Source organism: Motilibacter aurantiacus (assembly GCF_011250645.1).
Classification (GTDB): Bacteria; Actinomycetota; Actinomycetes; order Motilibacterales; family Motilibacteraceae; genus Motilibacter_A; species Motilibacter_A aurantiacus.
Genome location: NZ_JAANNO010000010.1, coordinates 51154 through 64060, shown reverse-complemented (window position 1 = coordinate 64060; position 12907 = coordinate 51154). Strand labels below are relative to the sequence as shown.

12 protein-coding genes and 1 tRNA gene are annotated in these 12907 nt (G+C 73.6%); 9 read left to right on the top strand and 4 right to left on the bottom strand.

Going from position 1 to position 12907, the window contains the following annotated elements:
• Positions 1-6: 6 nt before the first annotated feature.
• Both G9H72_RS16250 and G9H72_RS16245 read left to right on the top strand, forming a co-directional pair.
• Positions 7-83, top strand: a tRNA-Thr gene (locus tag G9H72_RS16250).
• 224 nt (positions 84-307) lie between these two features.
• Positions 308-2443, top strand: coding sequence for an OmpA family protein (locus tag G9H72_RS16245; RefSeq protein ID WP_166172986.1), 2136 nt, complete (start codon positions 308-310; stop codon positions 2441-2443).
• A 66-nt stretch (positions 2444-2509) separates the two neighbouring features.
• On the opposite strand, the gene G9H72_RS16240 is transcribed toward G9H72_RS16245, so the two are convergent.
• From G9H72_RS16240 to G9H72_RS16230, 3 genes are all read right to left on the bottom strand, one after another.
• Positions 2510-4153 (bottom strand): peptide ABC transporter substrate-binding protein, encoded by a 1644-nt coding sequence (locus G9H72_RS16240; RefSeq protein ID WP_166172984.1) that lies wholly within the window; start codon positions 4151-4153, stop codon positions 2510-2512.
• A gap of 91 nt (positions 4154-4244) precedes the next feature.
• Positions 4245-5351 (bottom strand): TIGR03557 family F420-dependent LLM class oxidoreductase, encoded by a 1107-nt coding sequence (locus G9H72_RS16235; RefSeq protein ID WP_166172982.1) that lies wholly within the window; start codon positions 5349-5351, stop codon positions 4245-4247.
• Between the two features lie 89 nt (positions 5352-5440).
• Positions 5441-7243: an ABC transporter ATP-binding protein gene (locus tag G9H72_RS16230; protein ID WP_331272366.1), complete on the bottom strand. Its 1803-nt coding sequence runs from the start codon at positions 7241-7243 to the stop codon at positions 5441-5443.
• Between the two features lie 96 nt (positions 7244-7339).
• Here G9H72_RS16230 and G9H72_RS16225 point away from each other — a divergent pair, with 96 nt between their 5' ends.
• A complete protein-coding gene (locus G9H72_RS16225; protein ID WP_166172980.1) occupies positions 7340-8143 on the top strand; it encodes a TIGR04222 domain-containing membrane protein in 804 nt (267 codons plus the stop codon).
• A gap of 438 nt (positions 8144-8581) precedes the next feature.
• On the opposite strand, the gene G9H72_RS16220 is transcribed toward G9H72_RS16225, so the two are convergent.
• The gene (locus G9H72_RS16220; RefSeq protein WP_166172978.1) at positions 8582-9049 is read right to left on the bottom strand and encodes a hypothetical protein; all 468 of its coding nucleotides are present in this window, start codon (positions 9047-9049) and stop codon (positions 8582-8584) included.
• A gap of 181 nt (positions 9050-9230) precedes the next feature.
• Here G9H72_RS16220 and G9H72_RS16215 point away from each other — a divergent pair, with 181 nt between their 5' ends.
• The 6 genes from G9H72_RS16215 to G9H72_RS16190 all read left to right on the top strand — a co-directional run bounded on the left by G9H72_RS16215 (position 9231) and on the right by G9H72_RS16190 (position 12903).
• On the top strand, positions 9231-9881 hold the full coding sequence (locus G9H72_RS16215) for an SRPBCC family protein (protein WP_166172976.1): 651 nt from the start codon (positions 9231-9233) through the stop codon (positions 9879-9881).
• Complete coding sequence (locus G9H72_RS16210; protein ID WP_166172974.1) at positions 9882-10262, top strand: ArsR/SmtB family transcription factor; 381 nt, start codon at positions 9882-9884, stop codon at positions 10260-10262.
• 74 nt (positions 10263-10336) lie between these two features.
• Positions 10337-10642 (top strand): Cd(II)/Pb(II)-sensing metalloregulatory transcriptional regulator CmtR, encoded by a 306-nt coding sequence (cmtR, locus tag G9H72_RS16205; protein ID WP_166172972.1) that lies wholly within the window; start codon positions 10337-10339, stop codon positions 10640-10642.
• 1 nt (position 10643) lies between these two features.
• Positions 10644-11591, top strand: a complete 948-nt coding sequence (locus G9H72_RS16200; protein ID WP_166172970.1) for a cation diffusion facilitator family transporter — start codon at positions 10644-10646, stop codon at positions 11589-11591.
• A 42-nt stretch (positions 11592-11633) separates the two neighbouring features.
• Positions 11634-12284 (top strand): TetR/AcrR family transcriptional regulator, encoded by a 651-nt coding sequence (locus G9H72_RS16195; RefSeq protein WP_166172967.1) that lies wholly within the window; start codon positions 11634-11636, stop codon positions 12282-12284.
• Positions 12285-12411: 127 nt separating this feature from the next.
• Positions 12412-12903 (top strand): universal stress protein, encoded by a 492-nt coding sequence (locus G9H72_RS16190; protein ID WP_166172965.1) that lies wholly within the window; start codon positions 12412-12414, stop codon positions 12901-12903.
• Positions 12904-12907: the final 4 nt, after the last annotated feature.

Below are 12907 nucleotides of genomic sequence, written 5' to 3'. Positions count from 1 at the left end.
TCGCGCGCCCCTGTAGCTCAGTTGGTCAGAGCAACCGCCTTGTAAGCGGTAGGTCGTCGGTTCGAATCCGACCGGGGGCTCCACTGCTCGCAGACCGCCTGTCGCGTCGGTCACGTGTCCCGCCCGCCGTATCTGTGTGGCGTCGCGGCGATCAGTTCCCCGGGCGGGCCCCACGCCTACCGAGCAGGGTATGGGGCCCGCTTCTCGGCCGGATCGGCTAACCCCCGCCGAAACCCCGTCGATCAGGAAGGCGACACGCGACGTGTCGCCCGGGCGGATCCCGCCCGCCGGATCTGCAGGGAGAGAGATGAAGACACAGGATGTGTCCCGACGGGCACGCGCTCGGACGGTCGTCGGGCTGGCCGTGGGCGTGGGTGCCTCGCTGGTGACGGCCGCGGGCCTGTCGTTCGGTGGCTCGACGGTCGCAGCGGCCGCCGCCTCCGGCGGGCCGGTCGTGCTGGACGGCATGGACCCGGTCTGCCACGCCACCATGGGCGAGAGCACCGACGGCTACATCGCCGAGGTGCTCAAGGGCCTGCAGGGCCAGGCGCGCAACGCCAACGACGGCAGCATCGCCGTCGTCGGGATGACCGAGAGCAGCAACTCGTGCGGTGGCACGATCGGCTCGAAGATGCCGGCGTTCCTCTCGCGGATCACGCCGACCCCGACGGTCGCGTACTACACCGACCCCGACGTCCTGTTCGCCGGCATCGCGGACGGCTCGCTCAAGCCCGCGGTCGTCTGGGTCCCGGACCCGGTCTCGGGCAACACGTCGGTGCAGACCAAGCTGACCAGCAACGCCGACAACATCGCCGACTTCGTGAACAACGGTGGCGGGCTCTTCTCCAACATGGGCCAGTACGGCTGGCTCTCCGCGCTGCTGCCCACCGCGCGCTACAACAGCGGCGGCTGCAACGGCGGCCCGGCGGTGACCACGGCGGGTCAGACCGCGTTCCCGGGGCTCACCAACTCGCTCGTCGAGGCCTGCTGGCACGGCTACTTCACCGGCGACACCGGCTCGCTGGTCCCGCTCGTCGACTGGCCGTACCCGAACCCGCTGGACCCGGCGGTCGCCGTCTCGATCGGCGGCGGCTCGGTCAGCCTGCCGAAGAACTTCGACCTGCAGGCCGACCCGACCTCGGCCGAGACCGGCACCACCCGCGTCTTCACGGCCGTCCTCAAGGACAACAGCGGCTCCCCGCGGGTGGGCGTGACCGTCACCTTCACCGTCACCAGCGGCCCGAACGCCGGCCGCACGCAGACCGCCGTCACCGACGCCGACGGCAAGGCCACCTTCACGGTCGTCGGCTCCGGCGCCGGCACCGACGTGGTCACGCTCACCGGCACGATCGGCGGCACCCTGCGCACGGCCACCGTCGAGCAGGTCTGGACCGCCGCCCCCGCTCCGGTGGTGGCGCCGGCCCCGCCGGCCCCGGTCGCGGCTCTGGCCCCGGTCGTGGTCCCGGCCCCGGCCCCGAAGCCGGTGGCCGCCCCGGTCGTCACCCCGCCGGCGGCGCCCGCGATCGGCGGCGTCCAGACCGGCAACGGCAAGCTCGTCGTCACCGTGGTCCCGCCGGCCTCCAACGGCGGCTCGCCGGTCACCGGCTACACCGTCACCGCCCAGCCCGGCAACCACACCGTGACGCTCGGCGCCGAGGGCGGCGCCGCGACCATCCCCGGGCTCAAGAACGGCACGGCCTACACGCTGGTCGTCACCGCGACGAACACGGCGGGCGTCTCGACCACGAGCACGGCCGCTGTCGCCACCCCGCTGACCGTCGCCGGGACCGCCAAGGTCACGGTGGCCGCGAAGACCGACTCCGCGGTGGCCGTCCGCATCGCCGGCCCGGCGAACGACGGTGGGTCCGACGTGACGGGCTACGTCGTCACGCTCACCGACGACGAGGGCAACCAGCGGACCGTGAAGGTCGGCGCCGCGGGTGGCGTCGTGCCGCTCAAGGGCCTCAAGGCCGGCACGACCTACAAGGTCTCGGTCGTGGCCCTCAACGCCGCCGGCTCCTCCCCGGTCGCGCAGGTCACGCTCAGCGTGCCGGCGAAGAAGCCCGTCGCCATCGACATGGCCAAGGGCGACAAGGCGGTGCTGATCCCCGGGTCCTCGCTCGTGCTCACCGGCGACGCGCTCTTCCAGTACCAGTCGGGCAAGCTGACGCCGGCCGGCCTCCGCGCGGTCAAGGCCGCGGCGGCGGGCCTCGAGGGCGCCAAGCGGCTGCGGTGCGACGGCTACACCGACGGCGGCGACACCGCGGCCAACCGGGCGCTCGGCCTGAAGCGGGCGCAGGCCGTGTGCGCCGAGCTCAAGCGCCAGGGCGTGGACGCCGCGACCTCGGTCAAGAGCTACGGCGGCACGCACCACGTGGTCAAGGGCGGGACGCGCGAGGACCGCGCCCCCAACCGTCGCGTCGTGGTGACGGTCGTCGCCTGACGGGCGAGCCAGCGAGAACGGCGGCGCCGGGCGGATGCCCGGCGCCGCCGTCGTGCACCCGGGGCGCTACTCGGTGACGGAGAGGGCGATCTTGTCGATGCGCTCGAAGGTGTCGACCTGCAGGTCCTGCACGCGCTCGGAGCGCAGCGTCGCCGTGGTGCCGAAGAAGAGCGGGATGACCGGCACGTCCTCGGCCACCCGGTCCTCCGCCGCCTGCCAGTCCGGGATGGCGGCCTGCTGGTCGGGCCGGGAGCGGCCCTTCGCGATCAGCGAGTCCACCTCCTCGTCGGCGTAGCCGTAGAGGTTGTTCGAGCCGGCGCTGCTGTAGAGCGAGGTCAGGTAGTTCTCCAGCGTCGGCCAGTCCTGGGAGTACGCCATGCGGAACGGCCCGAACGGCTGCTCCTCCTCGGCGGCGCGCATCAGCCGCTCGACGAGCACGCTGAAGTCGGGCACCGGGGTCGCGACGCACTGCACGTCCAGGTTGGAGGAGACCTGGTTGCACAGGGCCTCGACCCACTCCTTGTGCGGGCCGTCGGCGTTGTAGGTCACGGTGATCGAGTCGAGGCCGCCGCCCGCGGCGAGCAGCGTCCTGGCCTGCACCGGGTCGAAGGTGCACGTCTGCCCGCAGCTGCCCGACCGGTATCCCGGGACCGTGGGCCCGACGTACGCGTCGGCGGGCACCCGGGTGCCGTGGAACACGACGTCGCTGAGCTGCTGGCGGTCGATGGCCATCGACAGCGCCCTGCGCACGCGGACGTCGCGCAGCTCCGGGTCGGCGCTGGGCAGCCCGAGGTAGGCGAAGTAGGAGGACGGGAACGTCCGATAGCGGTCCCCGAACTCCTCCGGGGCCGTCGCCAGCTGGGCCGCCGGCAGCGAGGTCATGACGTCGACCTCGCCGGCGAGCAGCTCGTTGTACGCGGTGTCCATCGAGCCGAAGAGCTTGAAGTCGATCCCCTGCAGCTTGGGCTTCTCGCCCTTGTAGTCGTCCCAGCGCTCGACGGCGATGAGCTGCTCGTGCTGCCAGGTGCCCTGCATGCGGAACGGCCCGTTGCCGATGGGGGCGTCGTCGTACGCCTTCGGGTCCTCGAGCGCCTCGGGCGGCAGCGGGAAGAAGGCCGCGTACCCGAGCTGGGTCTCGAAGCTGTTGTCGGGCTGGGAGAGCGTGACGGTGAAGGTGCGCTCGTCGACGACCTTCAGCCCGGACATCGCCCTCCCGGTCGCGGTGGGGGCGGGAGCGTCGTCGGCGGGGGCCACCTCGTCGTACCCCTCGATGAGCGAGTAGTAGGAGCTGTTGGCCTGCCCGGTGCTGGCGCCGTAGTTCCAGGCGTCGACGAAGGAGGAGGACGTGATGGGCGTGCCGTCGTGGAACGTCCACCCCTCCGCCAGGGTGATCGTCCACTGCTTGCGGTCCTGCGTGGTGATCGAGGAGGCGAGCCCCGTCCGGCGTGGGGCACCGGACTCGTCGTAGTCGACCAGGCCGGTGAACAGCGCGTCGACGATCTCCTGCCCGGCCGACTCGGCGACGTTGGGCGGGGTGAGCGACGCCGGCTCGATCAGCGCGATCGCCGCCCGGCCGCCGCCGTCCGGAACGGCCGCGTCGTCCTCGTCGCCGCTCCCACCGCTGCAGCCGGCCAGCACCGTCGCCAGCGCAAGGGCGCAGGCCGCCGTGCGCGTGCCGGTGGTCGGACGGCCCCTCCACCGCAGTCGCATCCCTGCCCCGCCTCTCCTCGCCCGGATTGCTTCCTTCGCCCGTCCTACCCACGCAGCGTAACGAGGCGACTCCCGGTCGTGCCGGGGGCTCTCAGACCTTCAGCTGCGGCAGGACGTGGCGCCCGTAGAAGTCGATCACCGCAGACTGGTTCCGCTGTCCGGAGTGGACGAACGGCGTCCCGCCCAGGTCCAGGACTCCCTGGAGCGCCGCGACGTGGTCGGCGGGGTCGCCGGTCTTGGGCCAGGAGCCGTAGACCTGCGGCAGCGGCCAGTAGGAGTTGGCCTTCTGCTGGATGGAGACCGGGTCCGGGTCGTAGAGCAGCGACGGGTCCCAGGGGTCGACCGTGAACCGCCAGCGCTTCGCGGCGTACTCCAGGCCGGGCCCGTCGCCCACGTTCACGAACACCTCGACGTACTTGGGCATCGCGTCGGGGTCCTTGCCGGCCGCCCGCGCCCCACGGGCGAAGGCGTCGCGCAGCTCGGGCTTGCGGATGTCGGCGGCGCTGCAGATCCAGCCGTCCCCGTGCAGCCCGGCGTTGTACGCGCTCTTCGGCCCGCTGGCGGCCATGTAGATCGGCACCGGGCGCTCGGGGACGTCGTAGAGCTGGAAGCGGTCGACGGAGTAGTACGTCCCGGACCAGGTGACGCGCTCGCCCTCCCACAGCCGGCGGATGAGCTGGACGGCCTCGACGAGCCGCGCGGCGCGCTCGGCGTACGGCCCGAACTGCCCGGTGCCGGCCTTCTCGTTGAGCGCCTCGCCGGTCCCGACGCCGAGGAAGACGCGCCCGGGGGCGAGGATCCCGAGCGTGGCCCACGCCTGGGCGACCTCGCTGGGGTGGTAGCGGTAGATCGGGCACGTGACGCCGGTGCCGAACGTCGCGCGGCTCGTCGCGGCGCTGAGCAGCGCCTGGGTCATCCAGGGGTGCATCGAGTGGCCCTGGACGTCCTGCCAGGGCTGGAGGTGGTCGCTGGTCCACATCAGGCCGAACCCGGCCGCCTCGGCCTGCGCGCCCCACTGCACGAGGGCCTGGGTCTGGAACTGCTCGTGCGAGAGCACGAACCCGACGGGGACGGGCCGGGCCGGCCGCGGCGGCGCGGGCGCGGCGTACGCGGTGGCGGGCAGGGCGATGGTGCCGGCTGCGACGGCGGCGCCGGTCAGCAGGCCGCGGCGGGACAGGGCGGGAGCGGGCTCGGTCATGCGTGGCCTCCGGCCGTCGGGCGGGCCTGCGTGCCCGCCCTTGCGCGTTGCCCGTTATCCCGGGCTCTCACCCGCGCCGCGGCCGTCCTTCAGCGGTGGGCGGGGCCGGCGACGGCCGACCCGGTCTGCACGGCCCACAGCTGGGCGTAGATCCCGCCCGCCGCGACCAGCTCGTCGTGCGTGCCGGACTCGGCGACGCGCCCGTGCGCGAGCACCCAGATCCGGTGCGCGTCGCGCACGGTCGAGAGGCGGTGCGCGACGACGAGGGCCGTGCGCTGTGCGGTGACGACCGCGAGCGAGCGCTGGATGGCCGCCTCGGTCTCGTTGTCCACCGCCGAGGTCGCCTCGTCGAGGACGAGCAGCGCCGGGTCGCGCAGGATCGCGCGGGCCAGCGCGATGCGCTGGCGCTGCCCCCCGGAGAGGGTGAGCCCGCGCTCCCCGACCATGGTGGCGTACGCGTCGGGCAGGTCGGTGATGAAGCCGTGCGCCTCCGCGAGCCGGGCCGCTTCCTCGACCTCCGCGTCGGATGCGTCGGGCCGGCCGTAGGCGATGTTGTCGCGCACGCTGCCGTGGAAGAGGAACACGTCCTGGCTGACGTAGCCGATCGCGCCGCGCAGCGACTCCCACGCGAGGTCGCGCACGTCGACGCCGTCGAGCAGCACCTGGCCCGCCCGCGGGTCGGAGAAGCGCAGCACGAGCCGGAGCAGGCTGGACTTGCCGGCGCCGGTCGAGCCGACGACCGCGTGGGTCTCGCCGGCGGGGACCACGAGGTCGATGCCGCGCAGCACGTCCGGGCCGTCGTCGTACCCGAACCGCACGCCCCGCAGCTCCAGCGCCCCCCGCGCCGGGACGGGCAGGACGAGACTGCCGTCGACGCCGTGCGGCTCCTCCTCGAGCAGCGCGAAGATCCGCCGGGTGGACGCCATGGCCCGCTGGTAGAGGTCGAGCGTCTGCCCCAGGTCGGTGAGCGGCCAGAGCAGCCGCTGGGTGAGGAAGACGAGCACGGAGTAGAGACCCACCTCGAGCCGGCCCTCGAAGACGAGCCAGCCGCCGAGCAGCAGGGTCGAGGTGAACCCGGCGAGGATCGCCATCCGGATCAGCGGCACGAAGGCCGACGACGACGCGATGGCCCGCCGGTTGGCCGCGCGGTAGTCCTGCGACACGCGGGCCACCCGGGCGGTCTCGCGGTCCTCGGCGGTGAACGCCTTGATCGTCGCCAGGCCGCCGAGGTTCGCCGACAGGGTGGCGCTCACCTCGCCCGCGGCCTCGCGGACCGCGGCGTACAACGGCTCGAGCCGGCGCTGGAAGCGGATCGACCCCAGCACGATGACCGGGACGGGCAGGAACGCCAGCAGGGTCAGCTGCCAGGAGGTGGCGGCGAACACGGCGCCGACGAGCACGACCGTCCAGGCCGTGTGCAGGATCGTGCGGGCCCCGACGTCCAGGAACCGCTCCAGCTGGTTGACGTCGTCGTTGAGGATCGAGAGCACCTTGCCCGGCGGGGTCCGCTCGTGCCACGCGACGTCGAGCCGCTGCACGTTGGCGTACGCCTCCACCCGCAGGTCGTGCTGGACGGTCTGCGCCAGCCCCCGCCAGAGCAGGGAGGCGACGTAGTCCGACAGCGACTCCAACGCCCACACGAGGGCGTTCAGGGCGGCGATCACGAGCAGCTGGCTGAAGCGGCCGTCGATGCCGAGGGTCGACGCCACGAACGAGTCGTCGCCGCGCACCACGACGTCGACCGCGGCACCCAGCAGGATCTCGGGCGCGACGTCCATCGCGGTGTTGACGCTCGTGCAGGCCACGGCGGCCACGACGCGCCGGCGGTAGCGCCGGTGGTGGTGCCAGAGGGCCGCGAGCGGGCTGCGGGAGGAGGGTGGTGCCGGGTTCACGGCGGGAATCGTCGCAGGCGCGGCCTGCCGCGTGTCCGTGCGGGCAGGGGCTGCATCGACAAGGATGGTGGGGCCGAACCGTCCGCGGAGGAGCCGATGGCCGAGACGCAGGAACTGGGCTCGTACGAGGCGGCGTACGTCGCCGGGGGGCCGCGCCGGGTCGTGGACACGGCGGTCGCGGCGCTCGTCCTGCGCGGGGACGTGCGTGCCCGCACGACCGGGGAGCTCGACCCGGTCGACCCGCGCCCGCGGCACGACGTCGAGGCCGCCCTCGTGGACGCCCTCGACCTGGCCCCCGGGCGCCGGGTGGAGCAGCTGTGGTGGGACGTGGCGCTCGACGAGCGCGTCGCCGGGCTCGCCGGCCGCCTCTGCCGCGACGGCCTGCTGCGCAGGAGCCTGCGCCGGCCTCCGGGTCCGCAGGCGGCCTACGTGCCCACGTGGACCGGGCGTGGCGCGCTCCGCCGGCTGTCGCGGACGGGCACCTTTCCGTCGAACGACCCCGCCACCGCGCCGTGGCTCGTCGCCCTGGGCGGGGCGTCCTGCCTGCCCGACGCGGAGCTGCGCGAGGCCGTGTTCGGCGCGAGAAGCGGTGCCGGGAGGGTTGTAGAGAATGTTCACCTCGGTCCCGTCGGCGTTGACGGTGAACATCCGGGAACCCTGTTGAAACGTGTCCGGGTCGACCTCCGAGCGGTGCCCGACCACCAGATGATCACCGTCCGGCGTGACGGCAAGATCGAACGGACGAAGGCTTTCGGTCCCTGGAATGCGTCGTGGTGCTGCACCCGCGACCAGGGCCACCACACCGGTGGACAGCCCGGCGTAGGCCCGGGTGGGATCGCTCGGGTCCGCCACCGGCGTCGCGTAGGTGTCCGACCTCGCCGTCAGCCGCTCAGGTCGTGACGAGCCGTCAACGGCGATGCGATGGACGTCCGACAGCCGCGGGGCTACCCCCCCGAGCTCCCCGAACGACCGTAGGAGGAGCAGAGCTGAACCGTCGGGCACCCAGGTGACGCTGGAGCAGGTGACATCGGGTTCTCCCCGCCGGAGCGCACAGCGGCCATCGCGCGACGCTGCGTCCCGTCCGGGCGGGCGACGGCAACCGTCGTGGTCCGCCGAGTCGGCGGCCTCTTCGAGCCAGGCGAGCCGGCCGTCCCGAGCGGCGGCTGCGTGAGCGATGTCCAGCGCGACCAGGTCTCGGCCGGGCCTGTCCGGCGCCACGGGCCACATGGCTCCGGACCGCTCAGCCAGCGCGGGCCAGGCGGAGAAGACGACGCGAGGTCCCCGGTCCCGGCGACGGCGGCGCGCCTGAGGTTCGCACGTCGATGCCGCTACTGAGCTCTAGGAAGCAGCTTCTCCGTCGTCCGGAGCTATGTAGAACCTGACCTGCTCCGGGACGTCCTCGGGCACGGCCTGGACCTGCACCCGCCACCGGCCCGGAGCCGGCAGCTCGATCTCCGTCCCGCCGTCGGAGTCCCCGATGAGCAGCCGGCCCGAGGGGACCTCGAGGGACACGTCCCTCGTGACGGCAGCGCCGGGCGCGCCGCCACGGAGGAACGTGAGCTCGACCAGGAACTCGGGCAGGTCCTCGTCGTCCCCGAGGTCCTCGGGAACCTCGAGGTCGTCCGGGACCTCGATGTCGTCGGCGTGTCGCACCCGCAGGAGGAACCCGTGACGCCCGACCACCCAGCCCGAGTCACTGTCCCAGTCCGGGAGCTCGTCGAGGGAGTCCGCGTCGCTGAGCTCCAGCAGGCCCCAGTGGAACGCCTGGCTGACCGACGCGATCTCCGACACGACAGCCTCCGACACGACAGCCTCCGACACGACAAGCCCCCGACACGACAAGCCTGCGACACGACGACCACCGACTCCGGTGCCTCTCCCGTCAGCATGACGGCGCGGGTGGTCGTCGGGGTCGGCAGGCCCCTTGCGTCGCCCGCCCTGCCGTGCCAGGGTCTTCCATAGGCCATCACCTATACAAGGAGCGCGCATGCTGAAGGACCCGGTCGCCACCGCCGGCCTCGTCGCCCGCGAGGTCCGCAGCGGCACCCGCGACGGAGCGCCGACGAGGGTCGCCGTGGCCCGGCGCACCTACCCCACCGGCCGCGAGGACCTGTGGCAGGCCCTCACGCAGCCCGAGCGCATCGTGCGGTGGTTCCTGCCGGTGAGCGGGGACCTCCGGGTCGGCGGCACGTACCGCACGGAGGGCAATGCGAGCGGCAGCATCGAGAGCTGCGTGGCGCCGGAGCGCTTCGACGTGACGTGGGAGTTCGGCGACGTCGTGTCCTGGCTCGCGGTCTCGCTGTCGGAGACGGGCGAGGGGACGCTGCTCGAGCTGACCCACGAGTCGCCGGTGGACCCGGTGTTCTGGGAGCAGTTCGGGCCGGGCGCGGTGGGCGTCGGCTGGGACCTCGCGCTCATGGGCCTGGGGTTGCACCTCGAGACCGGCGCTGCGGTGGACCCTGCGGAGGCGGCCGCCTTCGCCACCTCGCCGGAGGGCATCGAGTACGTCCGGGCCGCCGCCACGGGGTGGGCGCACGCCGCCGTCGCCGACGGGGACGAGCCCGGCCCGGCGCACGAGGCGGCCGTGCGCACCCTCGCCTTCTACACGACCGTGCCCGAGGACACGTCCGGCAGCTGAGTGGACGCCGTGTTCGAGGCCCTCGGGGACGGCACGCGGCGGCGCATCCTCGGCCTGCTGGCCGCCGGCGAGCAGCCGGCGGGGGCCATCGTGTCCTCGCTGCAGGCGCAGGCACCCATCACTCAGCCCAGCGTCTCCCAGCACCTGCGGGTGCTCCGCGAGGCCGGGCTGGTCGCGGTGCGGGCCGAGGGCACGCGACGCCTCTACTCACTCGAGCCGGAGGGCCTGTGCGCCGCGCAGGCGTGGCTCGCCGCGCTCGCCGATCCGCTGGGGGGCTTCGACCAGCCGCTCGACGCCCTCGCCACCGAGGTGGCGCGCGGCCGGAGGGCACGGCGGAACGCCGCGCCGGCCGTGCGCGAGGGCGAGGAGCGCCCGGCCTGAGCGCCCCTGTCGAGGTGTGGCGGGCCGTGCGGCAGGGTTGGCGCACGGTTCAGCGACGGCTGTATCTTCTGACCGTGCTGACGCTCGAGACCCGGACCGCCGTGCTGACCCGGCTGGGGCGTGCCCTGGCCGACCCCACCCGGTCGCGGATCCTCGTCGCGCTGGCCGACGGGCCGGCGTACCCGGCGCAGCTGGCGGCCGAGCTCGGCCTCAGCCGATCCAACGTCTCCAACCACCTGACCTGCCTGCGCGGCTGCGGCCTGGTGGTCGGCACGCCGGAGGGACGCCAGGTCCGCTACGAGCTCGTCGACGGCCACCTCACCCACGCGCTGGCCGACCTGCTCGAGGTCGTCATCGCCGTCGACTGCGAGAGCGCCTGACGTGGGCGCGGGGCACTCGCACGGCCACGGCCACGGCCACGGCTCGGCGCAGGCGCACCGCGCGCGGCTGCTCGTCGTCCTGGCGATCACGGCCACGGTCGTGGTCGTCCAGGTCATCGGGGGCGTGCTCTCGGGCAGCCTCGCGCTGCTCGCGGACGCCGGGCACGCCTTCACCGACGCCGCCGGGCTGCTCATCGCCGTGCTCGCCGTCACCTTCGCGTCCATGCCGGCCACGACCCAGCGCACCTTCGGCTACCTGCGGCTGGAGATCCTCGCCGCCGTGGTCAACGCGACGCTGCTCGCGGTGGTCGCCGTCTTCGTGCTGATCGAGGCCGGGCGGCGCTGGTCCGACCCGCCCGAGGTCGCGGGCGGCACGATGCTCGCGTTCGCGCTGGTCGGCCTGGTGGCCAACGCCGTCGGCCTGCTGCTGCTGTCGCGCGGGGCCAAGGAGAGCCTGAACGTCCGCGGCGCCTACCTCGAGGTGCTCGGGGACCTGCTCGGCTCGGCCGCGGTCATCGTGGCCGCCGTCGTCCTGCTCACCACCGGCTTGCGCCGGGCGGACGCGGTGGCCTCGGTCGCGGTGGCGCTGATGATCCTCCCGCGCACGTGGTCGCTGCTGCGCGAGGCGATCGACGTGCTGCTGGAGGCGACTCCGCGCGGCGTCGACGTGGGCCACGTGCGCGACCACATCCTGCGGACGCCGGGGGTGCTCGACGTGCACGACCTGCACGTCTGGACCATCACCAGCGGCCTGCCGGTCATGAGCGCCCACATCGTGGTGGAGCCGGGGCGGTCCACGCCCGACTGCGCGGGAGCAGCCCAGGGGTGCGAGGCCAGCATCCTCGACACGCTGCGCGACTGCCTGGCCGAGCACTTCGACGTCGAGCACAGCACGTTCCAGCTCGAGCCGGCGGGCCACCGTGCCCACGAGGACGCCGTCCACCACTGACCCGGCTTGACGGCAGCGGCCGCGACTGTGCAAGTTGACCCGGTGAAAGGCACGGACGCGTCGGCCCGGGCGCGGATACGTGACATCGCTATTCGGCAGTTCGGGCGCGAGGGGTTCGACGCGTCGCTGCGCGCCATCGCAGCAGCCGCAGGCGTAAGCCCGGCACTGGTGATCCACCACTTCGGTAGCAAGGCTGGCCTTCGTGCCGAGTGCGACGACGAGGTGCTGCGGATCGTCCGCGAGGCCCGGACGACCACCCTCACCCGCGGGGACCCCACGAGCCTGCTCTCCGCGCTGGCCTCGATCGAGGAGTACGTCCCCGTCGTCGGCTACGTCGTCCACGCGCTGCTCGCCGGTGGCGACCTCGCCGCCCGGCTCTTCGACCGCATGGTCGAGGACGCCCAGGCATACCTGCGCGAGGGCGTGGCCGAGGGGCGGCTGCGCAGGAGCCGGGACGAGGCCGCGCGGGCGCAGTACCTCGGCTACGTCGGCATCGGCGCCCTCCTCGTCCACCTGCGCCGTCACCCGCCCGTCGACGGCGACCTCGCCGGAGCGCTGCAGGCCTACTACCGGACGTTCGCGCTGCCCGCGCTCGAGCTCTACACCCAGGGGCTGCTGGCCGACTCGACGCTGCTCGACGCGTACGTGCGGCGCATGCAGCCCGCGGACGGCGGCACACCGGTGCAGGAGTAGCCCCACCGGCGCCGGCGGGCAGCCCGGCGGGCGCCGTCGAGGTCACGATCGCGTCACGCGACGTGCTGCGCGCGATCGTGCGCATAGCCTGGCAAGGCACGTGGGATGTCCCTTCCAGGAGGGCGCGATGAGCGAGTGGCTGCAGCGTCGCAGCGAGGACGACGGCCTGGCCGGCAACGGGCCGTACGGCCCGGTGGTCGTGGTGGGGGTCGACGGCAGCCGGTCGTCGCGCTGCGCCGCGCTGGCAGCCGCCGGCACCGCTCGCGAGCTCGGGGCGACCGTCGTCGCGGCGCACGTCCCGACACCCTCCCCCGTGCACTCGTTCGCCGGCCTCATGGGGGCCGGGTTCGTGCTGCAGGAGGCCGAGGAGCTCCAGGTCCGCGAGATGGAGCAGCAGCTCGCCGCCCTCTTCGAGCTCGAGGAGGTGCGCTGGCGCTTCGTCGTCCTGTCCGGCCCGGTCGGAGCCGCGCTCGACGAGCTGGCCGCCCAGTTGAACGCCGCGGTCATCGTCGTCGGCTGCCCGCGGCGTACGCTCCGGCGGCGCCTGGTGCACCTGCTCGCCCCGAGCGTCCCGCGCCTGCTGATGCGCCGGCATGCCGGCTCGTTGCTCGTGGCCTGAGACT

What these genes read in the sequence shown, in the direction of transcription:
- G9H72_RS16245 (WP_166172986.1), top strand. Translation starts at nt 308, where the DNA reads ATGAAGACACAGGATGTGTCCCGACGGGCACGCGCTCGGACGGTCGTC.
- G9H72_RS16240 (WP_166172984.1), bottom strand. Translation starts at nt 4,153, where the DNA reads ATGCGACTGCGGTGGAGGGGCCGTCCGACCACCGGCACGCGCACGGCG.
- G9H72_RS16235 (WP_166172982.1), bottom strand. Translation starts at nt 5,351, where the DNA reads ATGACCGAGCCCGCTCCCGCCCTGTCCCGCCGCGGCCTGCTGACCGGC.
- G9H72_RS16225 (WP_166172980.1), top strand. Translation starts at nt 7,340, where the DNA reads ATGGCCGAGACGCAGGAACTGGGCTCGTACGAGGCGGCGTACGTCGCC.
- G9H72_RS16215 (WP_166172976.1), top strand. Translation starts at nt 9,231, where the DNA reads ATGCTGAAGGACCCGGTCGCCACCGCCGGCCTCGTCGCCCGCGAGGTC.
- G9H72_RS16190 (WP_166172965.1), top strand. Translation starts at nt 12,412, where the DNA reads ATGAGCGAGTGGCTGCAGCGTCGCAGCGAGGACGACGGCCTGGCCGGC.